A 21,162-nucleotide genomic window follows, 5' to 3' on the forward strand; every position below is an offset into this window, starting at 1 on the left:
GATGATAAAACAGATAGTGATTGCGGCGGGAATTTTAGTAGGTGTTGGTGCAGTTGGATTAGCTTTAACAGGTGGTATAAACAAAGGAATGAACCTTACACAAACAACAAATCTATTTGATCAAAGAAAATCAATAGATGGTGCGATGATTACGCAAATAAAGACAAATGTTAGTTCGGCGGATGTTCATATCGTACCAGGGAATTCAGATAAAGTGGAGGCTCATTATTACGGAAAGGGAAATAAATCGGCTGTGGATGCCATGAGATTTGATGTGGAACAAAAAGGAGAAGAGGTCATCATTACTGTAATGCCAAATAGTTTTACTTGGTTTCTAAATATGGATGCACAGCTTGATGTATCACTTCCTGAGAAACAATATAAGCAACTTCATAGTTCCACATCTAGTGGAACCTTGCAGATAGAACGATTGAAATTTGATAACGTGCAGGCAGACACTTCATCTGGAAACATTGAGATTTCAGATGTTACGAGTAGTAGCATGAGTTTGCACTCCTCTTCTGGTAATGTAAATGGAAAGAATGTTACGGGTGACATAAAAAGTGATGTGAGTTCGGGTAATACGACCTTTACACTTAGTACATTACAGCAAAATATGGATATTCATTCTTCAAGTGGAAATGTGAAAGTTGATCTAGCGCAAGAACCTACGACTATGCGTATGGATTACGAGGGAAGCTCTGGCGTGGGGAATGTGGCATTATCCATGAATTATGATATAAAGTCTGAAAAAAAGATTAAAGGTCAAATGGGAGACGGAAAGTATATCGTAAAGGTGCGAATAAGTTCAGGTGATTTTTCTCTTACTACAAAATAATAGCTGAAGAACCCGTGGCTTCGTTACATAGTGCAATTTATGGATCCCTTTCGAAGGGCTATCAAATAATCCGTTTCGCACCAACATACATTCGTTTCCAATAGGAATGAAAGGGAGAAATCATAACCATTTTTCCTTCTTGGTACGTATGAAGTAAATTGGTTCCTCCTATATAAATGGCAACATGTCCAATATTTTCGATTCCCGATTTGTCTTGCCTTTGCTTCGTTTTAAAAAATATGAGATCACCAGCCTGTATTTTCCAAAGGGGAACCGATTGTCCCTTTTGAAATTGTTGCCTGGAACTTCTAGGAAGTAGAATCCCATTTGCTCCAAATACATATTGCGTAAATGAACTGCAGTCGAAGGTATCCGCTTGAAAAGCGGGAGCATTTCGTAAGTAAGGTGTACCTAAATATAATAATCCAGTCAAAACGATCCGATTCATTTATATAAACCTCCCGTATTATCTTATTCAGAGAGAGGGTAATAGGAGTGGGGTAATGTAGAAAAACGTCAAAAAATAAGATGCATAGGGAAAACTTATCATCTTATTGCTGAAAAATATTCCTTAATATGTCTATTTCCACGGAAATAATACAAAAAACTGCAGTATTATCTTTTCTATTCATACTTTGCATGGCTTTATCTCATACTAAGGTGAATCTTCTAGCAAAGGAGTGAACATGATGGGAAGAGGAAAGTCGTTTCATCATAAGAAGAAAGGACACGCACCGCAAATGCCAAAAGATAGTTTTCTCGAGAAAGATGTAGAGAAGAATAATTTGGAGGATTTGCCGGACGTTGTGACGATCGAAACATACAAGAATAGCTTAAGAAAAGGATAAAGTCACTGCCTGAAAAGGGGGCCACTGAAGAAGCACCATGTTTCAGTGGCCTCATTCATGAGTTAGGAAGGGAACAATATAGTGGGATTGTGCCCGAAAACAAGAGAAAAGCGGAATAGCGGTAAAAAAAGAGCCCGGATTGTGCCCGGAAACAAGAGAAAAGCGGAATAGCGGTAAAAAAAGAGCCCGGATTGTGCCCGGAAACAAGAGAAAAGCGGAATAGCGGTAAAAAAAGAGCCCAGATTATGTCCGAAAACAAGAGAAAAGCAGAATAGCGGTAACAAAAAGAGCATAGATTGCACCACAAAGAGAAGGTTCCGTCGCATCTATTATCGAAGTCCGTGCTTTGTTTGACAGAAACCAACCTTGGGAGCCTTATTTATTAATTTCTTGGACTCTTCCTACTTGTCCGTCTTGTAGACGCACTTTAATGCCATGCGGATGAAATGAGGAGTTAGTAAGAATATCTTTTACAATTCCGCTTGTTAGCTTCCCGGTTCGTTGGTCTTGCTTGAGGACGATTTGAACAGAAAGACCAGGAGTAATATCTTTTCGGTTTTGTCCGTTCATTTACATTCCTGTCTTTCTACGTTGATTATTTGGTTTTTTTGTGCGCTGACTTGACATGCTTTTCGTCTTTTGGGAACCCTGTAGGCTAGCTTTTGTATTGCCTTGGTTTTGCTTTTTGCTTTCCAATCGTTGCTTCATGATTTCCTGTAAGCTGACTTTCTTACCTTGTTCGTTATGATCTGTATTTGACATAAAGTGTAATCTCCTTCAAAGATATGATAGAGGATAATTATAATATAAAATGTGATATAAAGCTATTTGAGGAGAAAAATACAACAAATAGATAGTAAGGAAGGACGTATTCCGGAATAACGGAATTTTCCAGAATAGTGGAAGAAAACATTGTTTTTTTCCGCTATTCTGGAATTTTTTTTGTGAATAATACTTAAAACGAATGCTTTCATTGTATTTATATTCCATATTTACAAATAAATTTAAAGGAAAAAGATGTTTATTTTTTCAATTTAGAAAATGTGGCATACTACTTGCTTTATTAACGGGCGGGAGTACTTACATACATAGAGAGGAGAGTAGTGTGTTTAATAATATGCAAACGGTTACTTCTTTGCAAATATTCATTTACTATTCTGGTTCATAAAGGGGGATTCTTGTGGAAATAGTCATTATATTACTTGCTCTTAGTCTGTTAATGTTCGTAGCGTATCGAGGGTTTTCCGTTATTTTATTTGCTCCGATTTGTGCGCTTTTTGCAGTTTTATTAACGAATCCTGAATTTGTTCTTCCGTTCTTTTCTAATGTGTTCATGGAGAAGATGGTTGGATTTATTAAATCCTATTTTCCAATTTTCTTACTCGGTGCGATCTTCGGTAAGGTAGTGGAAATGTCGGGTATAGCAGAATCAATTGCAAAAACCATTGTGCAACTAGTGGGTACAAAGCGTGCTATTTTGGCCATTGTATTAATGGGAGCCATTTTAACATATAGTGGTGTGAGCTTATTCGTTGTTGTGTTTGCTGTGTATCCATTTGCAGTGAATCTGTTTCGGGAAGGTAATATACCGAAACGTCTAATTCCAGGAACGATTGCTTTAGGTGCATTTACTTTTACGATGGATGCACTGCCTGGGACACCACAAATTCAAAACGTAATTCCGACTACATTTTTTAAAACGAATATTTATGCTGCTCCAACTTTAGGGATCATAGGAGCCGTTTTTGTTCTTAGTTTAGGATTATGGTATTTGGAATCTCGTCGTAAAAAAGCTGAGAAGATGGGTGAAGGGTATTACGGATTTGAGGGAGCGGAAATTGCTGCTTCTCAGGAAGCAGCCGTTCAAACCGAGCCATCCCTTTCACCTTCCACACAAACGAGCGTGGTCCGTCAGGTTTTTGCGTTTGTACCGCTTATACTAGTGGGCGTAATGAATAAGATATTTACCGTCTATCTTCCGATATGGTATCCGAAGGGATTTAACTTTGAGGCTATTGGACTGAAAGCCTTTGGAAAAGTTGATATTTCTGCTGTCGGAGCTATTTGGTCTTTAGAAATGGCGTTGTTAATTGGGATTATCACAACGATTTTGTATAACTGGAAGCAGATTAAGGTTGATTTCCAAACGGGTATTAACGCAAGTATTGCTGGCGCCTTGCTAGCGGCTATGAATACGGGTGCTGAGTATGGATTTGGAGGAGTCATCTCATCTCTTCCAGGATTCAGTGTCATCAGTAAGGGAATCGGGGGAACCTTTACGAATCCGCTCGTTAACGGAGCTGTTACGACTACCGTTCTAGCTGGTGTTACGGGATCTGCTTCAGGTGGTATGGGGATTGCACTTAGTGCGATGTCTGAAAAATATTTACAGGCTATTCAGACCTTTCATATTCCACCTGAAGTAATGCACCGCGTAATTTCGATGGCTTCAGGCGGTATGGATACACTTCCGCACAACGGAGCGGTTATTACACTGCTTGCGGTAACCGGTTTAACACATCGTCAGTCGTACCGTGATATTTTCGCCATTACCATCTTTAAAACATTAGCAGTTTTCTTTATCATCGCTGTGCATAGCATCACAGGGATTGTATAAATTTTGGATAAGAGATTAGTAGAGTAGTAGAGGGGAGAATGTGAGATGAAACAAAGTAAGGTTATGGAATCCTTTCAAGAAGCGGTAGCAGATATACAGGACGGCGCAACAATCATTGTCGGGGGCTTTGGATTATGTGGTATTCCAGAAAAAGCAATTTTGGCATTACGTGAACAAGGCACGAAGGATTTAACTGTTGTAAGTAATAATTGCGGAGTAGATGATTGGGGATTGGGTTTGCTTTTAGCAAATCGCCAAATTAAGAAGATGATTTCCTCTTATGTAGGTGAAAATAAAATTTTTGAAAAGCAATTTTTAAGTGGAGAGTTAGAAGTGGAGCTTGTCCCGCAAGGAACACTCGCTGAGCGTATTCGTGCAGGCGGTGCGGGTATTCCAGGCTTTTATACGGCGACGGGGGTAGGGACTCCTATTGCCGAGGGGAAAGAACATAAACAATTTGATGGCCGTACTTATATATTGGAACGTGGAATTGTTGGCGACTTTGCCCTTGTGAAAGCATGGAAGGCAGACCCGCTTGGTAATCTCGTATATCGGAAAGCAGCACGAAATTTTAATCCAATGGCAGCTACTGCTGGAAAAATTACGATTGCAGAAGTTGAAGAAGTGGTTTCGATTGGCGAGCTTGACCCAGATGAGATACATACGCCTGGTATATATGTACAGCGAGTACTGCGTGGAACTAATTATGAAAAACGTATTGAAAGACGTACAGTCATACAAGCATAGGAGGTATGGAAATGAAGGACGTAAGAATACAAATTGTAAAGCGTGCAGTGAAAGAAATTCAGGATGGGATGAATGTGAATTTAGGAATTGGAATGCCGACATTGGTAGCCAATGAAATTCCGCCGCAGTATGAGGTTCTTTTGCAATCTGAAAATGGGTTACTTGGCATTGGACCGTATCCGTCTGCGGGATTAGAGGATGCCGATTTAATTAATGCGGGAAAAGAAACAGTAACGGCTGTTCTAGGAGCTTCTTTCTTTGATAGTGCTGAGTCATTTGCCATGATTCGCGGGGGGCATATTGATCTGGCGATATTGGGAGGAATGGAGGTTTCCGAAACTGGAGATCTGGCAAATTGGATGATACCAGGGAAAATGGTAAAGGGAATGGGCGGTGCCATGGACCTTGTGAATGGGGCTAAGCGAATTGTTGTCATTATGGAGCATATTAACAAACACGGAGAATCAAAGATTAAGAGGGAGTGCACATTGCCTTTAACTGGAAAACAGGTCGTACATAGACTCATAACCGATCTTGCCGTTTTTGATTTTACACAAGAAGGAATGGTTTTAGTAGAAACATCAGAAGGGGTAACAGTAGAAGAAGTAATGAACAAAACAGAAGCAAGCTTTTTTATCAGCCCCAATGTACAAATAGGTGTTTCGGTATCATAAGGAGGGATTATGATTTGGCTACATTAGAAAATCAAGTGGCACTGGTTACAGGAGCTGCAAGTGGAATTGGATTAGAAATTGCCCGTTCATTTTCAAAGGAAGGGGCAAGCATTGTTATTGTTGATTTAAATAAGGAAGCAGCAGAAAATGCTGCACAATCGATTCGCGAGGAAGGTGGAAACGCGATTGCGGTTGCTTGTGATGTAACGAATGAAGAAAACGTAAAGGAAAGCTTCGAAGCAGCATTGCTTGAATTTGGTAGATTAGATATTCTTGTAAACAATGCCGGTCTTCAGTATGTATCTCCAATCGAGGAATTTCCAACACAGAAATTTGAATTGCTTATTAAAGTGATGTTAACAGCCTCCTTTATTGGTATTAAGCAAGCTTTTCCGATTTTTAAAGCTAAGGGGTACGGTCGCGTCATTAATATGGCATCCATAAATGGATTAGTCGGATTTGCAGGAAAAGCAGCCTATAATAGCGCAAAGCACGGTGTCATTGGGTTGACAAAGGTAGCCGCTTTAGAGGGAGCAGCCCACGGCATTACCGTGAATGCGCTTTGCCCAGGATATGTTAATACACCTCTTGTGCAAAATCAATTGTCAGATTTAGCGAAAACAAGAAATGTACCACTAGAAGAAGTTCTTGAACAAGTTATTTATCCGCTAGTCCCTCAAAGAAGACTTCTTTCCGTCCAAGAAGTAGCAGATTATGCCGTGTTTTTAGCCAGTGAGAAAGGAAAAGGCATAACGGGGCAAGCAGTTGTGATCGATGGTGGCTATGTCGCACAATAAGAAGTAAGGAGATGATACGTAGGTATCATCTCCTTACTTTTTTTGTTATTATTGTAGTATGATGTATTAAATTGAAATAATGTTCTTTAGCGTATGAAGGGAATGAGAAGCGTGCATACCCAAAATCTGTTTCCTTATGAATGGCTTGAAGAAGTATTGAATGTTGCAGCGGAATGGATTGTTGTTGTTGATATAAAGGGAATGATTCGATACATAAATACCGCATATTGTGATTATTTACAAACGACGGTTGAAGATGCACTTGGCAGAGATGTACAAGATGTAATTGAAAATACGAGAATGCATATCGTCATGAAAACGGGTAAATCTGAAGAGGCGTCCATTCATTCTATTAAAGGAAAAGAAATGATTGCGAATCGCTATCCTTTAATTGTGAAAGGAGAACTCGTCGGTGCAGTTGGTACGGTTATGTTTCGCAACTCTGAAGATTGGATGAACTACTCTGAAAAAGTACAACCTATTTTAGAAGAATTAAAGTATTATAAAAACCGTTTGCAAAAAGAGTTACAAAGTAAATATAGTTTTGATGATTTAATTGGAGAGCATGCATTGTTTCGAGAGACAAAACGGCTCGCCCAGCGCGTTGCTGGTAGTCAGTCTGTAGTTCTACTAGTAGGAGAATCGGGAACAGGAAAAGAGTTATTTGCTCATGCCATACATGGAACCAGTCCGCGAAGTTCGTTTTCGCTCGTTCGTGTGAATTGTGCCTCCATTCCGGAGAATCTTCTCGAATCTGAACTATTCGGTTACGTGGACGGAGCTTTCACAGGCGCACGCAAAGGTGGAAAAAAAGGAAAGTTTGAGTTAGCGCATAGAGGTACTATTTTTCTAGATGAAATTGGAGATATGCCACTCTCCATGCAAAGTAAGCTCCTTCGCGTTTTACAAGAAAGAGAAATTGAAAAAATAGGTGGACAAGCTCCCATTTCAATTGATGTTCGAATTATCGTTGCCACACATCGAAATCTCGAACAAATGGTGGAAAATGGAACATTTCGACGAGATTTATACTATCGATTACATGTTATGAAAATTGAAATTCCTCCCTTGCGTGAACGGAGAACGGATATTGAACGAGTAGCTAAAGCCTTGTTACAAAAGTTAGAACGTACGTTTAACCGGCATGCTATTGTCTTGTCAGATGAAGTAGTTGCAAAATTAAAGGGACATTCTTGGCCAGGTAACGTGCGTGAATTAGAAAATGTATTAGAACGGGCCGTCAATGTGCTTGATGAAAATGTTATTCGGTTGTCCCATTTACCACTTTATTTGGTCGATAAACCTAGTCAGTTGTACGAAACACCAGAGCAAGAAACCGAGATAAAGCCGTTAAAACAAAGGTTAATGGACGCAGAGAAGTGTGCAGTGCGACATGCCCTGCAGCAGGCGAAGGGAAATAAACAATTGGCAGCGAAGCTTCTTCGTATTGGAAAAACAAGTTTCTATGAAAAATGTAAACGATATGAGATTGACTAGAATTGGTCATATAGGTATGATTCGATTATGAGCTCATATGTATAAGAAAGGATTTACTAATGAGCGAAGAACAAATCAAGTTTAATAGAAGGTTCTATAGAGTAGCAGTTCTATTTATGCTAATCGTAATGGTGAGTGGTATTGTAGACAGACTGGAATGACAAGATGCCAGTTGTAAACATCTTCATTCACTTTTTTTGTTGCATGCTATCTGTTTTTTTATTACTTAAGCCTATTAAAAGCTACTATAGACAAGCTTTTCTATTTTGATTTCAAATCCATTTTATATCCACAGTAACTTCACTGAATTAAAGCGAGTGTCGTAAATATTTTGAAAAATATGATTGAAATGATGCCATATGGGGTGATAGAGCTATGAAGATTGAAAACATCTTATTATCAGGTAAAATACGAGAGGATATGGAACGTATTATCTGCAAAAAGGGGATAAAAAAACAGTTCCGATTTGTGTCTGAAGAAGATCTAACAACCGAGGATTTCAAATGGGCGGATGCCTTTGTTGGATTTCGTCCCACACCGCAATTTGATCTTTCTTCTTTAAAATGGGTACATGCATTAGGCGCAGGTGTAGACAGTTTCTTATTCAACCAACAATGGAAGGAAGACGTTCTTCTTACTCGGACCATTTGCTCCTTTGGAAATCGAATTAGCGAATACTGTTTAAGCTATTTGTTGCGTGATTTACAAGCCCATATGTCGTTTGAGAGCGCACAACAACAAAAACGCTGGGATGTGCAAGAGCCGGTCATGCTTGCCTCACAAACAGTTGTTATATTCGGAACAGGAGTTATTGGACAAGAAATCGCAAGAACGTTATCCTTTTTCGGCGTAAAGGTTATTGGAGTTTCCCGAACGGGTATGGAAGCTCCGTATTTTCAACAAATCGTTTCCTTACGTGAATTAGATCAAATGCTTCCAAGTGCAGATTGGGTTATTACGACTCTTCCGCTTACGCAAGATACCTATCACTACTTTTCTTATTCTTTCTTTAGCAAACTTCGTCAGGCAGGATTTATCAATGTAGGTCGGGGGAAAACAGTGGAGGATAGCGCTCTTTTGGAGGCGCTTGAAAATGGTCATGTACGGCATGCTATTCTGGACGTGTTCACGAATGAGCCGCTACCAGAACAATCACCCTTTTGGCGACATCCGTGTGTTACAATCACACCCCATATTTCAGCAGTGACTTCACCGAAAGAAGCGGTTGAGTGTTTTCTAGAAACACTCAACCGTTTAGAGAAAGAGGAGCCCCTTCTAAACCGAGTAACGATACAAGCGGGATATTAATTGAAGTCATTCGAATAAGTATCTCTCCTTTTGCAATACACTATAAGTAGTGGAAAGGGAGGGGTTTTTTTATGCTTTCAATAGCAGAATTAGTACGAGCCCGCGCGGGAATGGAGGGTATTGTTCATACTACACCTATTGATTATTCCAAAACATTCAGTCAGATTTCAAACAATGATGTGTACATAAAACTTGAAAATTTACAAAAAACAGGATCATTTAAAGTGCGAGGGTCCTTTAATAAATTAATGTCGATACCGAAAGAAAAGCTACAAAGGGGCATTATTGCAGCTTCAGCAGGAAATCATGCCCAAGGGGTTGCTTATTCTAGCAGTATATTACATGTTCCTTGTACAATCGTCATGCCAAAAGGAGCCTCATTAAGTAAAATACAAGCAACAAGGCAGTATGGAGCAGATGTCATTCTTCACGGAGATTCGGTAGATGAAGCACTTTCATATGCAAAGGAACTACAGAAACAAACGGGATATGTCTTTATTCACCCGTTTGATGATGAGGCGGTAATTGCTGGTCAGGGAACGCTAGGTTTAGAGTTAATGCAACAAATTCCAGATATAGACGCAGTTTTCTGTCCAGTAGGTGGAGGTGGTCTTATCGCAGGAGTTGCTCTTGCGGTTAAAGAACTTAATCCTAGCATTCAAGTATTTGGGGTACAAACAATGGCATGCCCGAGTATGAAACAATCGTTACTTGCCAATAAGGTGGTATCTGTGAAGATGTCGCCAACAATGGCAGATGGTATTGCTGTGAAACGGCCAGGCGATATAACCTTTGAACTTATTAGAAGGTATGTAGATGATATTGTATGTGTTGATGAAATGGAAATTGCACGGTCCATGCTACTATTAATGGAACGTAACAAGCTTCTTGTAGAGGGGGCAGGAGCGAGTTCGCTTGCAGCCTTGCTTTATCACAAAACATCGCTCACAGAAAAAAAGGTAGTTGCGATTTTAAGTGGGGGAAATGTAGATATAAATTTTGTATCGCGAATTATAGAGTATGGTATGGCAGAGGCAGGTCGATTTGTTCAATTCTCTACAATGATTCGCGACAAGCCTGGAGAATTGGAGAAAATATTACAAGTTATCGCAGCAATGGAGGGAAACGTTTTAGAAGTTACTCATCAACGTATCGGAAGACATGTTCTACCAGGGTATGCTGAATTACAAATTTCGTTGGAAACAAATGATAAAAAGCATATTAAAAAAATTATGGGTCAATTAGAAAAGGAAGGATTAGCTACTAAATTCATACAATAAATCAAAACGAAAGAACAAGAAAAGCCCATGTTCTTTCGTTTTTTTGCTGTTTTTGAAAACGGATTCAAGTAAGTTATGATATAATGGACAACAAATACCGAAGATTCTGAAAAAATTTTAAATAAATGTATTGTAAAATATAAAATAGATAGTCTATAATAAAATCATGTTAGATAATATAACGGGAAAACGGGAGGTTTCATATCATGACACAGCTATATGTAACTGGAACTACTGAAGGTTCTATTGTTGATGAAATTAAAGAAATCATTGAATCGAAGAGCGTTGAGCTTCTTCATTTGCAATTTGTAGATATGGAAGGGATTTTAAAACAAGTAACCGTAACAGTTGAACAATTAGATGATGTAGTAGAAGGTAAGGTTATGTTTGATGGTTCTTCTATTGCAGGTTTCTCTCCAATTAATCGTTCAGATTTATATTTAGAACCAGATTTAACTACATTTGCAGTTCTTCCTTGGTCTGTAGAAGAAGGATATGCTGAAGCTCGTTTTATCTGTAGTGCGAAAAACCCAGATGGTACTTCATTTGATGGTGACACTCGTAACGTACTACAACGTACGGTCGACAAGGCTGCTGAAAAAGGATATACAATTTCTGTCGGACCTGAACTAGAATTCTTCTTATTTAAAACAGACGATAATGGTAAAGCAACTACTATTACACAAGATAACGGTGATTATTTCGAAACGTCTCCTAAAGACCTTGGTGCACGCGTTCGTTTAGAAATTTTCCGTGCACTAAAAGCTATGGGCTTCACTATTGAAGCTTCTCACCATGAAGTGGCAATTGGCCAACATGAAATTGGCTTCAAATATGCAGATGTACTAGGTGCAGCTGATAAAGCAACAACATATAAATGGGTTGTTAAAACAATTGCAAGCCAATTTGGCTTACATGCTACGTTTATGCCAAAACCGGTATTTGGTATTAATGGTTCTGGAATGCACGTTAACATGTCTTTCTTTAAAGACGGAGAAAATGCATTCTTTGATCCAAGTGATGAAGCACAATTATCAAAAGATGCATATGCATTTATCGCAGGTGTATTAACAAATGTAAAGAGCTTTGTAGCCGTAACAAATCCACTAGTAAACTCTTACAAACGTCTTGTACCTGGTTATGAAGCACCTTGCTACATTGCATGGTCAGCATCTAACCGTTCTGCTTTAATTCGTATCCCTGCTAAACGCGGCGTAGCTACTCGTGTTGAACTTCGTTGCCCAGATCCATCTGCAAATCCATATCTTGCATATGCAGTAGTTGCAGCTGCCGGCCTAGACGGAATTGAAAAAGGTTTAACAGCTCCAGCAGCAATTGATGCAGATATCTTCCACATGAGCACTGAAAAACGTGAAGAACTTGGTATTGATAATTTACCAGGAAGCTTAGAAGGTGCGATTGCAGCACTTGAAGCTGGTGATATTGGTAAAGCAACTCTAGGTGAACACGTATACAACGAATACGTAGCAGCTAAAAAAGCTGAGTGGGATAGCTACAGAACTTCTGTACACACTTGGGAACTTGAACAATATCAAGAAAAATTCTAATAGTACTAGAATTAGAAGGACGTCCTGCTTGCAGGGCGTCCTTCTTCTATAATCACAGAATCATATTTTCTTGAATTTTTCTGAACATGCGAGTAAAATTTACTAGAAAGTTAGAAAATGAGTTATTATCGTGTTCCTTGTGATTCGGGAATGAAGGAAAATAGATTCGGGAGCCTATGGAAGTAGGCTGAGAGTACGACTATTCTGTCGTAGACCGCTTGAACCTGTTGGATAATGCCAGCGTAGGGATTGTGAATTGAACCTATTCAAAACACTTTGCATACGCAGAGTGTTTTTTACGTTGGTAAAAAAGTGTAGAAGGGATGAAGAAGAATGGATGTAGCAAAAATAGCAATGATTCTAACCAAAGTACGTGAGGTAAATCCACTCGTACACAATATTACGAATATCGTAGTGGCAAACTTTTCTGCAAATGGTCTACTTGCACTCGGAGCATCTCCGTTTATGGCAGATGCAAAAGAAGAGGTTGCAGATATTGCAAGAATGGCGGGTAGTATTGTTTTAAATATGGGAACAATCAATGCAAATATGGTGGAAGTTATGCTAATGGCCGGGAAGGCAGCAAATGAAGCGAATACACCTGTTATTTTCGATCCAGTTGGCGCAGGAGCAACGCCGTACCGCACAGAAACAGCACGACTTCTAGCAAAAGAACTAGACCTTGCCGTTATACGCGGAAATGCAGCCGAAATCGCAAATGTAATTGGAGAGAAATGGGAGATTAAAGGCGTTGACGCCGGAGAAGGCGATTTAAATATTGTGGAATTAGCAGAAAAGGCTGCGAAGCAATTGCATACAACGGTTGCGATTACTGGTAAACTAGATGTTGTGTCGAATGGTACAGAAACGTATACTATTGAAAATGGACACTCAATCTTAACAAAAGTAACAGGAACGGGTTGCTTACTTACTGCTGTTGTTGGAGCATTTGCAGCAGTGGAACAAGATTATGTTGCAGCAGCGATTGCAGCTCTTACTAGTTATGAGGTAGCAGCTGAGTTGGCGCTAGCTAAATCAGGGGAAGTTCCTGGAAGCTTTCAAATTGAATTTCTAAATCAGTTGGCTCTTGTTGAACCGGCTGACGTGATAAAATACGGTAACATTAAGTAAGGAGGATGCCAAATGGTATACAGAGCATTAACCATTGCAGGGTCTGATAGCGGCGGCGGTGCTGGAATACAAGCGGATTTAAAGACATTTCAGGAGTTAAAGGTATTCGGAATGTCTGCTATAACAGCTGTAACAGCACAAAATACACTTGGTGTGCAAGGAGTATATCCAATGTTGCCATCTGCAGTAGCTGAGCAGATTGAATCGGTTGCAAGTGATATTGGAGTCGATGCTGTAAAAACGGGGATGTTGTTCGATAGCAGCATTATTCATACTGTTGCAGAGAAGATTCGTAAGTTTGGCTGGGAGCAGGTTGTTGTTGATCCAGTTATGATTGCAAAAGGGGGAGCCCCATTATTGCAGCAAGAAGCGATGAAGGCACTAAAGGAAGAATTGTTGCCGCTTGCAAAGGTAGTCACACCAAATATCCCCGAAGCCGAGGCAATAACGGGAATAACAATCAATACGATGGAAGAGCGTCAGCTAGCCGCAAGAAAGCTCTTTGAGTTGGGTGTAAAGTATGTTGTCATCAAGGGCGGACACGATGATATAGAAGATGAAGCGATTGATTTACTATTCGATGGTACTTCGTTTACCTACTTTACAAGTAAGAAGATCGAGACAAAGCACACGCACGGTACAGGATGTACATTCGCGGCGGCAGTTGCTGCAAGTCTTGCACAAGGTAAAACGGTTGAGGAAGCCGTCCAAGTAGCAAAGGATTTCATTCAGGCTGCCATAGAAAAAAATCTTGGTCTTGGCCACGGTCATGGTCCAACGAATCATTGGGCCTACAAGGAAGGTAAGTAGAATGACACGAGTACATGCGAATACAATCCGGAATATGATGCAAGTCTACTTTATTGCTGGAAGTACGAACTGTAAATCCAATCTGATACAAGTAGTTGAGCAAGCGATCCAAGGCGGTATTACCATGTTTCAGTTTCGAGAAAAAGGTAACGGAGCTGTAATAGGTGAGGAAAAGGTTCGGCTTGCCAAAGAGGTACAAGCATTATGCAAAGCAAACGATGTTCCTTTTATCGTAAATGACGATGTGGATTTGGCTCTTGCAATTGATGCGGATGGTGTTCATATTGGACAAACAGACGAAGAAGCAGACAATGTTCGAAAAAAAATTGGCGATAAGATACTAGGTGTTTCTGTACACAGCTTAGAGGAGGCTCACCGCGCCGTTGCAAGTGGAGCTGATTACTTTGGAGTGGGGCCTATCTTTCCGACAAACAGCAAGGATGATGCGGAGCCGGTGTGCGGAACTGAAGGATTGGAAATGATGCGAAAGAACGGATTCGATATTCCAATCGTTGGAATCGGTGGTATTCATGCAGGAAATGCAGGAGAAGTAATGGCAGCGGGTGCCGATGGTGTGTCTGTAATTTCTGCAATTAGCTTGGCGGATTCCCCGTATGAGGCGACGAAGCAATTAGCGGATTCTATAAAGAAGTAGGACGGAAGAAAGAAGGGGCTGTCTCTATGCAGAGACGCCCCTTTTTCTATGTAAGTAAGAGAATAAATGAAATTCGTCTTCTTAGCTATCGTTTGTTATACTGTTGAAAAGGATTGTTAATTTGTTCCTTATGATGCCATTACATACAAATGGAGGTAGAGATATGTCAAACTTTCAAGAGAAAATAGAAAAATATGCAGAGCTTGCAGTTCGCGTTGGTGTGAACGTACAGCCTGGCCAGACGGTACTTGTCAATTCTCTTTTAGAGGCGGCGCCGTTTGCTCGTTTAGTTGCGAAACAAGCATATAAAGCAGGAGCGAAGCATGTATACATTGAGTGGAATGACGATGAGCTAACACGTATTAAATATGAGAATGCACCTGATGAAGCATTTACAGAATATCCAATGTGGAAGGCAAGAGGGCTGGAGGAACTTGTAGAAAATGGTGCTTGCATTCTTAATATATATACTCCTAATCCTGACCTACTAAGCGGAATAGAAGCCTCGCGTATTGCGGCTGCTAGTAAGGCAGCAAATACGGCACTTCAGAAGTACCGCGGTGCACTTATGGCTGATAAAGCATGTTGGTCTATTGTAACGGTTCCAACCAAAGCGTCTGCTGCAAAAATATTTCCAGATGTTTCTGTAGAAGAAGCAGAAGAAAAGCTATGGGAAGCCATTTTCCAAATTAATCGTATTGATCAAGAGAATCCAATTGCGGCGTGGAAGGAACATAATGAAACGCTAAAGAAAAAGGCAGCTTCTTTAACTGAAAAACAATACAAACAGCTTGTATACGAAGCGCCAGGAACAAATTTAACGGTTGAGCTAGCACATGACCATGTTTGGCTTGGTGGTGGTTCTGTAAGTCAAAGCGGTACGATTTTTAATCCGAATATGCCTACAGAAGAGGTTTTTACCATGCCTCACAAGGATGGCGTAAATGGTGTAGTAAGTAGTACGAAACCGTTAAATTATGCAGGGAATGTAATCAATAATTTCTCTTTAACATTTGAAAACGGTAAAGTTGTCGATTATAAAGCGGAGACAGGCTATGATACACTTAAACACTTATTAGAAACTGACGAAGGATCAAGTAGAATTGGAGAGGTAGCTCTCGTACCTCATCAATCACCCATTTCACAATCCGGTTTGATTTTTTATAACACCCTGTATGATGAAAATGCGTCAAATCATATCGCTCTCGGACAAGCGTATCCTGTTAATTTGAAAAATGGAACTACATTATCTGGAGATGAACTAGCACAGTATGGTTCGAACAGCAGCCTTGTGCATGAAGACTTTATGATAGGCTCGTCTGAAATGAACATTGACGGCATTACAAAAGACGGAAAGCGCGAACCAATCTTCCGCAATGGGAATTGGGCGCTTTAAATGAATTTAGAATTACCCTCCCGTGAAAATTTTTCACGGGTTTTTTTGTGTGCAAAAGTAGTTCCAATGCCTATTTCTCAAACGCAGATAAAGAAATAATATCTAAAAATGGTAAATAAATGGTAGGAATTTAACTCACACAAGAAGAAAATAGTACTAATACATTTTTTTATGATATGGGCGTGTTCGTAGTCAACATGGATTTTTACTAGTATAGGAGGGATGAAATGAGTGTGTGAAGGACTGTCTATGTAAAGTAAGGAGGAAGCTGTGTGCAAAGGGATATATGGAAATGGATTTTTCAAGAAATGCCAGAAGAAGATTTATATGAAATCGTTCAACATTGCAAAATTACGATTAAAGGGTTTCGAAAAATAGAATTAGCGATGATAAAGAATGTAAGAACAAAATGTGTGAAGGAATTATTACAACCACAAATGCTTATGCAGGCAAAGCAATTTCTTCAAAGTAAATCAGGTGAGACGCTTTCAAAGAATAAAGAGGAGCTCATAGATGCATGTAAAGACCAAAATCAAGCAGCCAACATTCTATCGGTGTTGTCAAGTTCTACAAATGAAGAACATATTCTCATTGCAGATGAAATATATAAAAAGATAGAAAAGGATATGCAAACGGTTACAAATGAAGAACGCAATCATAGTAGGGTACATCATATGCAAATTCTTATTGAACAATTTGAGGAAAAGATAAAAAAACAAGAGACAAAATATAATGAAATGGTTGATCAAGTTGCAAGCAAGTCACAGTATATACTGCAAAGAGATAAAGAAGTGAAAAAATATGAACGGGATGTAAAAAAATATAAACAAATCATTGAAGAAATGGCGAATAGGAAGAATGAATTCGAATATGAATTAACATTACAACAGCGTATCATTGCAAACCTACAAGAAGAGATAGAGAAAAAGGGGCAGGAGCATGAACATTATTGTAGTATCATTCGGCAATGCGAAGAAGAGATTCATAGATTGCAGATGGGTGTTGCAAATGAGATTGCTGCTGATCAGCAAGCAACATTAAAACCCTATATTGTGGTAGGAGATGTCCAGAAGAGAAAATTGTCCATGCATCCTTTTCTTTCATTAGATCAAGTGAAAGATTTTGGTACACATGCATTTGAAGATTATGAATTTGTATGCGTATTGCGGTTTTCGTTACCTCCATCTGTATTACGAAACGTGAAAAAATCACTTCGACCTGAGCAGTTAAAGGAGTTTTATACGCTTGAACAATTTATTCAATGGGAGAGAATGCGATGATGAAACAATGGGATTTCTGCTTGCTGGGAGTACTAGCCACGAATGAAGAGATTGAAAACGAATTTCGTAAATCAAAAAGTGTATTTGTAAATAGTCAGAATACCGTTCAATTTTGGATTAAGAAAGTTTCAACAAAGCCTAATCACTTAAATAGTGCATCCTTTTTTGCGTGTTATGCAACGGATTTGCAGCGATTCGGTTTCGATGATCAAGTAACATTGCTCGATTATGAAAGGGAAAGGGAATTACGGAGCTTTCTAGAAAATTACTTATTTGTATTTCGACCAGCAAAAAAAACGACTACTTCGCAAGATATATATTTAGCTAAAGAAACAGAATTAGTTCGAAAGTCAGATTCATTCCGAAATGGTGATCGGTTTGAACCTATTCCTGTATTTAGCGAAAAACAGCATGGCTATACGTTTCAAGAGTTTTGCAAACGATTAATCATGAAGAAGCATGTCGGAAAAATTGAAAAACTGTCCATCGATACGAATGAATCCCCGAGGTTTATTTTATGGAAGGATGATGAAGAAAAAACGTATGTCATTGGTCCTTTCATAAGTCATTCGTATGCACATGGTGGATTTTGTTTTCTACATGACACGATGCTGCGAATTGAATTGTTACCGGATGGTTGGAAGGATGATGTGTATGAGGTATCTGATTCATTAGCCTATATGAATATTCATTCTCATAGCAGTATGGAGGAACTTCTCAGCGAAGGACAAATGCTAGAGTCTATACTACCCGATGATGGAGGGAAGGAAGTGGCTGCTGCAGTCGTGGAGCGTGACATTCCGATTCCTCTATCGCAACTAGAAGAGGATTTGTTTGTTGAACATTTTATCGAATTGACAAGTCGGTCTGGATTACTCTATTCAGCGCAGGATTTAGTGAATTTTCATGCAGCAATGAAGACGTCTCATCTTGTCATTTTACAAGGGATGAGCGGAATTGGAAAATCACGACTTATTCACGCATACGCAGATGCTCTTGGTATTCATAATGAACAGCAGACACTTTTTATCCCTGTGCGTCCATCGTGGACAGATGACTCAGATGTAATTGGCTACGTTGACTTTGCAAATATGATCTATCGTCCAAGTGATACGAAGCTTCTCAACGTGTTAATTGATGCGGCTAAAGAAGAAAATCGTACGTCGAAACTTTATATCATTGCGTTCGATGAAATGAATTTAGCACGAGTAGAGCATTATTTTTCACAGTTTTTGTCTGTTTTAGAGATGGAGAAGCAAGAACGTATTCTTCGATTGTATAACGAAAATGTGGCAAATAAGCTATATAATGCTTCACAATATCCACCTTGCATTCCGATTGGTGACAATGTTATGTTCGTTGGCACGGTAAATGTGGATGAATCAACCTATCATTTTTCTGATAAGGTGCTAGACCGGGCAAATGTAATCACGCTTGAGGTTGTAAAATATTCTACTTTCATAGGGGTTGAGAAAGAAAATCCAACTTTCTATTCGAATAAGAGAGTGGATTATCATTCGTACCGGAAATTTGGTCGGTCTTCTTCCGCTATTCCTCTGAGTGAAGATGAACTGCAATGGTTATGGGATGTACACGAGTCGATGCATGATATCGATGCCAGAGCAGGCATTGGGCCGAGAATTGTTAGACAGGTAGATGCTTACGTTCGAAATGTGCCAAATACAAACTATGTGACACGGGCAGATGCCCTAGATTTTCAATTCGTACAGCGCGTGCTAACGAAAATAAGGGGTTCAGAGGAGGTATGGAAATCGTTCATCGGTACGTATGATGAGCAAAGCGAGGAAGTAGTCAATTCGAAGCTATTACAAATTCTACAGCGTTATGATCATTTATCCCCATTTATAAAGTCCAGACAAGCGGTTAAACAAAAAGCAAAAGAGTTGAAGTACTATGGCTATGTATACTAATCATGTTCCGTTCACTCTACAATTGGAGCAGCAGGGCCGCCGCGTTGTCGAAACCGTTTTGTTTGCTAGGCAGGAGGGGGATATTACAGAAGATACATGCATCGTAATTCGCGAAAATATTGATGTACATGTGCTATTTCAGAGTGAAAACGAGACGTGCAGACTCTATATAGAGGGATTAGACTGGACCATAAATAAAGGCGAAATGGAAGATGATAACCCATCATATATTCTACCATCTGCACAGAAAAGGCTTCTTTTCTCCTATGATCAATTTCCACTTATACCTGGGGATTATTGCATTCGGGTTGTTTGCGGGGTGTCGTATTATACAATGTTGCGTGTACTTCCAAAACAAATCACAACAGGCCAGCTACAAATCATGAAGGAGGAAATTGAGAGCTTCTTAAAAGGATTAGCATATGAAATGGTTCAAGCTCCAAGCTTACAGCTATCACACTCCTATATAACAAACTATAGTATGATAGAAATTCATATGAAACAGGTACTTTCTGCATTAAGCGATTTAGTTACGCATGTGAATTATTCAGTAAAAAAGGATTATGCACTTGTTCCTATTTCGAAAGTACGTACGATGGATGCGAAAACAATCCTATATCAGTTAACTTACCCAAGGAGAAGTCAGGAAAGAAAAGTACCCATAACTATGTGTGAGTATAATTTACCAGAAAACCGTTATCTAAAGAAGATGGTATTGTTTCTTCATCGAGAATTACTTCAAATGAAACGCGTGGGTGAAGAATACTTGGAAGTGATGCAACCTTCAGAAGATATGAAAGAAGAGATTCAATATCTTACTTCATCATTATATGGAATAAACAGGATTCTACAACTATTGTATACGATTCAAACAACCGCTTGGTTTTCAGAAATTGAGGAGTGTACTACATCTATATTGCCACATCGTCTTCATTCTGATGCCAGATATCGAGCTGTTTTCCAGTTGTATCAGAAGTGGAAGAAGAATCAGGATGTCTTAAAGCAAGATCAGATGCGTTGGAAACGAACAGATAAGTTGTATGAAATTTGGGGATTTATTCAATTTTTACAGATTCTTACGAAAACGATGTGCTATCAACCTGTCGATGGATGGCTCTATTCCGAAGATAGAGAAAGACAAGGTGGATTACAAACGCTTGAAGGGAATACAAGGATTGTATTATGTAAAGATGCTATGACCATCCATCTTTTCTACGAAGGGGAAATACCATTAGATGCTGCAGACACGTCGCATGACCATCCACTCTATACAGAAAGCACAAGTAATCGTCCTGACATGCGTATGGACATTTATTTGGATACAACCTATATGGGAAGTCTCTTGTTTGATTTTAAATATCGGCCACTTCACCACATCTGGGATGTTACGAGAGTGAAGCATAAAACAATAACAATGCGCAAGCTGTCGCAATATGTGCTATCTTGTAAATCTAATTATCTGTTTGGAATAAGAGAGGCAAGATACGTTCGCCCTGTACATGAAGTATGGGCAATCCATCCAAATGTCCATAAAGAGTATCCAGCATCTAAAAAGCTAGAAAATCACGATCTTCGCATTGTCCAACTCAGTCCAACATACAGCAGTGAACATATTGCGGAAAATTTGACAATGGCAATTACAGAATTAATTAGTAAACAAAGTATATTATCGGTATTAACCGTTTAAACTATCTGCCCCTTCGTAAAATTGAGAAGGGGTATTTTCGACTATTTTTTGATAAAAATTTCTGCTCTGTTCTAAGATTTTCGCCGTTCTTTTTCTGT

The 21,162-nt window shown here is 39.3% G+C and carries 20 protein-coding genes and 1 riboswitch; of the genes, 17 read left to right on the top strand and 3 right to left on the bottom strand.

Annotated elements, in window-relative coordinates:
- Position 1 precedes the first annotated feature (1 nt).
- Positions 2–838: a DUF4097 family beta strand repeat-containing protein gene (locus ACAN53_RS15050; RefSeq protein WP_379970977.1), complete on the top strand. Its 837-nt coding sequence runs from the start codon at positions 2–4 to the stop codon at positions 836–838.
- A 61-nt stretch (positions 839–899) separates the two neighbouring features.
- Here the strand turns inward: ACAN53_RS15050 and ACAN53_RS15055 are convergent, their stop codons facing one another.
- Positions 900–1,286, bottom strand: coding sequence for a C40 family peptidase (locus tag ACAN53_RS15055; RefSeq protein ID WP_379970978.1), 387 nt, complete (start codon positions 1,284–1,286; stop codon positions 900–902).
- Positions 1,287–1,527: 241 nt separating this feature from the next.
- Between ACAN53_RS15055 and ACAN53_RS15060 the strand changes: the two genes are divergently transcribed.
- Positions 1,528–1,686, top strand: a complete 159-nt coding sequence (locus ACAN53_RS15060; protein ID WP_379970979.1) for a hypothetical protein — start codon at positions 1,528–1,530, stop codon at positions 1,684–1,686.
- A 375-nt stretch (positions 1,687–2,061) separates the two neighbouring features.
- Here the strand turns inward: ACAN53_RS15060 and ACAN53_RS15065 are convergent, their stop codons facing one another.
- Positions 2,062–2,256 carry a YwbE family protein gene (locus tag ACAN53_RS15065; RefSeq protein ID WP_379970980.1) on the bottom strand — a complete coding sequence of 65 codons (195 nt, stop codon included), beginning with the start codon at positions 2,254–2,256 and terminating at the stop codon, positions 2,062–2,064.
- Positions 2,257–2,448 (bottom strand): hypothetical protein, encoded by a 192-nt coding sequence (locus ACAN53_RS15070; protein WP_379970981.1) that lies wholly within the window; start codon positions 2,446–2,448, stop codon positions 2,257–2,259. It lies immediately after the preceding gene.
- A 418-nt stretch (positions 2,449–2,866) separates the two neighbouring features.
- Between ACAN53_RS15070 and ACAN53_RS15075 the strand changes: the two genes are divergently transcribed.
- From ACAN53_RS15075 to ACAN53_RS15145, 15 genes are all read left to right on the top strand, one after another.
- Positions 2,867–4,303, top strand: a complete 1,437-nt coding sequence (locus ACAN53_RS15075; protein WP_379970982.1) for a GntP family permease — start codon at positions 2,867–2,869, stop codon at positions 4,301–4,303.
- A 45-nt stretch (positions 4,304–4,348) separates the two neighbouring features.
- The gene (locus ACAN53_RS15080; protein ID WP_379970983.1) at positions 4,349–5,050 is read left to right on the top strand and encodes a CoA transferase subunit A; all 702 of its coding nucleotides are present in this window, start codon (positions 4,349–4,351) and stop codon (positions 5,048–5,050) included.
- An 11-nt stretch (positions 5,051–5,061) separates the two neighbouring features.
- On the top strand, positions 5,062–5,724 hold the full coding sequence (locus tag ACAN53_RS15085) for a 3-oxoacid CoA-transferase subunit B (protein ID WP_379970984.1): 663 nt from the start codon (positions 5,062–5,064) through the stop codon (positions 5,722–5,724).
- A gap of 14 nt (positions 5,725–5,738) precedes the next feature.
- Positions 5,739–6,521 carry a 3-hydroxybutyrate dehydrogenase gene (locus tag ACAN53_RS15090; protein ID WP_379970985.1) on the top strand — a complete coding sequence of 261 codons (783 nt, stop codon included), beginning with the start codon at positions 5,739–5,741 and terminating at the stop codon, positions 6,519–6,521.
- Between the two features lie 111 nt (positions 6,522–6,632).
- The gene (locus ACAN53_RS15095; protein ID WP_379970986.1) at positions 6,633–8,018 is read left to right on the top strand and encodes a sigma-54 interaction domain-containing protein; all 1,386 of its coding nucleotides are present in this window, start codon (positions 6,633–6,635) and stop codon (positions 8,016–8,018) included.
- 375 nt (positions 8,019–8,393) lie between these two features.
- On the top strand, positions 8,394–9,326 hold the full coding sequence (locus ACAN53_RS15100) for a D-2-hydroxyacid dehydrogenase (protein WP_379970987.1): 933 nt from the start codon (positions 8,394–8,396) through the stop codon (positions 9,324–9,326).
- 71 nt (positions 9,327–9,397) lie between these two features.
- Positions 9,398–10,606 (top strand): threonine ammonia-lyase, encoded by a 1,209-nt coding sequence (gene ilvA / locus ACAN53_RS15105; protein WP_379970988.1) that lies wholly within the window; start codon positions 9,398–9,400, stop codon positions 10,604–10,606.
- 206 nt (positions 10,607–10,812) lie between these two features.
- Positions 10,813–12,174 (top strand): type I glutamate--ammonia ligase, encoded by a 1,362-nt coding sequence (gene glnA, locus ACAN53_RS15110; RefSeq protein ID WP_379970989.1) that lies wholly within the window; start codon positions 10,813–10,815, stop codon positions 12,172–12,174.
- 156 nt (positions 12,175–12,330) lie between these two features.
- Positions 12,331–12,440, top strand: a riboswitch (TPP riboswitch).
- Between the two features lie 67 nt (positions 12,441–12,507).
- A complete protein-coding gene (gene thiM, locus ACAN53_RS15115) occupies positions 12,508–13,305 on the top strand; it encodes a hydroxyethylthiazole kinase (RefSeq protein ID WP_379970990.1) in 798 nt (265 codons plus the stop codon).
- A 12-nt stretch (positions 13,306–13,317) separates the two neighbouring features.
- Complete coding sequence (thiD, locus tag ACAN53_RS15120) at positions 13,318–14,115, top strand: bifunctional hydroxymethylpyrimidine kinase/phosphomethylpyrimidine kinase (protein WP_379970991.1); 798 nt, start codon at positions 13,318–13,320, stop codon at positions 14,113–14,115.
- 1 nt (position 14,116) lies between these two features.
- On the top strand, positions 14,117–14,770 hold the full coding sequence (gene thiE / locus ACAN53_RS15125) for a thiamine phosphate synthase (RefSeq protein ID WP_379970992.1): 654 nt from the start codon (positions 14,117–14,119) through the stop codon (positions 14,768–14,770).
- A gap of 163 nt (positions 14,771–14,933) precedes the next feature.
- Complete coding sequence (locus ACAN53_RS15130) at positions 14,934–16,166, top strand: aminopeptidase (RefSeq protein WP_379970993.1); 1,233 nt, start codon at positions 14,934–14,936, stop codon at positions 16,164–16,166.
- Between the two features lie 272 nt (positions 16,167–16,438).
- The gene (locus ACAN53_RS15135; protein WP_379970994.1) at positions 16,439–17,446 is read left to right on the top strand and encodes a hypothetical protein; all 1,008 of its coding nucleotides are present in this window, start codon (positions 16,439–16,441) and stop codon (positions 17,444–17,446) included.
- A complete protein-coding gene (locus ACAN53_RS15140; protein WP_379970995.1) occupies positions 17,443–19,377 on the top strand; it encodes an McrB family protein in 1,935 nt (644 codons plus the stop codon). The genes ACAN53_RS15135 and ACAN53_RS15140 overlap by 4 nt, the downstream gene beginning before the upstream one ends.
- Positions 19,361–21,064 (top strand): nuclease domain-containing protein, encoded by a 1,704-nt coding sequence (locus tag ACAN53_RS15145; RefSeq protein WP_379970996.1) that lies wholly within the window; start codon positions 19,361–19,363, stop codon positions 21,062–21,064. The genes ACAN53_RS15140 and ACAN53_RS15145 overlap by 17 nt, the downstream gene beginning before the upstream one ends.
- The last annotated feature ends 98 nt before the right edge of the window (positions 21,065–21,162 follow it).

Source organism: Ectobacillus soli (assembly GCF_042610425.1).
Lineage (GTDB): Bacteria > Bacillota > Bacilli > Bacillales > Bacillaceae_G > Ectobacillus.

Coding starts and splice junctions, on each gene's coding strand:
- ACAN53_RS15050 (WP_379970977.1), top strand. CDS start 2: ATGATAAAACAGATAGTGATTGCGGCGGGAATTTTAGTAGGTGTTGGT.
- ACAN53_RS15055 (WP_379970978.1), bottom strand. CDS start 1,286: ATGAATCGGATCGTTTTGACTGGATTATTATATTTAGGTACACCTTAC.
- ACAN53_RS15060 (WP_379970979.1), top strand. CDS start 1,528: ATGGGAAGAGGAAAGTCGTTTCATCATAAGAAGAAAGGACACGCACCG.
- ACAN53_RS15065 (WP_379970980.1), bottom strand. CDS start 2,256: ATGAACGGACAAAACCGAAAAGATATTACTCCTGGTCTTTCTGTTCAA.
- ACAN53_RS15070 (WP_379970981.1), bottom strand. CDS start 2,448: ATGTCAAATACAGATCATAACGAACAAGGTAAGAAAGTCAGCTTACAG.
- ACAN53_RS15080 (WP_379970983.1), top strand. CDS start 4,349: ATGAAACAAAGTAAGGTTATGGAATCCTTTCAAGAAGCGGTAGCAGAT.
- ACAN53_RS15085 (WP_379970984.1), top strand. CDS start 5,062: ATGAAGGACGTAAGAATACAAATTGTAAAGCGTGCAGTGAAAGAAATT.
- ACAN53_RS15100 (WP_379970987.1), top strand. CDS start 8,394: ATGAAGATTGAAAACATCTTATTATCAGGTAAAATACGAGAGGATATG.
- ilvA (WP_379970988.1), top strand. CDS start 9,398: ATGCTTTCAATAGCAGAATTAGTACGAGCCCGCGCGGGAATGGAGGGT.
- glnA (WP_379970989.1), top strand. CDS start 10,813: ATGACACAGCTATATGTAACTGGAACTACTGAAGGTTCTATTGTTGAT.
- thiM (WP_379970990.1), top strand. CDS start 12,508: ATGGATGTAGCAAAAATAGCAATGATTCTAACCAAAGTACGTGAGGTA.
- thiD (WP_379970991.1), top strand. CDS start 13,318: ATGGTATACAGAGCATTAACCATTGCAGGGTCTGATAGCGGCGGCGGT.
- thiE (WP_379970992.1), top strand. CDS start 14,117: ATGACACGAGTACATGCGAATACAATCCGGAATATGATGCAAGTCTAC.
- ACAN53_RS15130 (WP_379970993.1), top strand. CDS start 14,934: ATGTCAAACTTTCAAGAGAAAATAGAAAAATATGCAGAGCTTGCAGTT.
- ACAN53_RS15140 (WP_379970995.1), top strand. CDS start 17,443: ATGATGAAACAATGGGATTTCTGCTTGCTGGGAGTACTAGCCACGAAT.
- ACAN53_RS15145 (WP_379970996.1), top strand. CDS start 19,361: ATGGCTATGTATACTAATCATGTTCCGTTCACTCTACAATTGGAGCAG.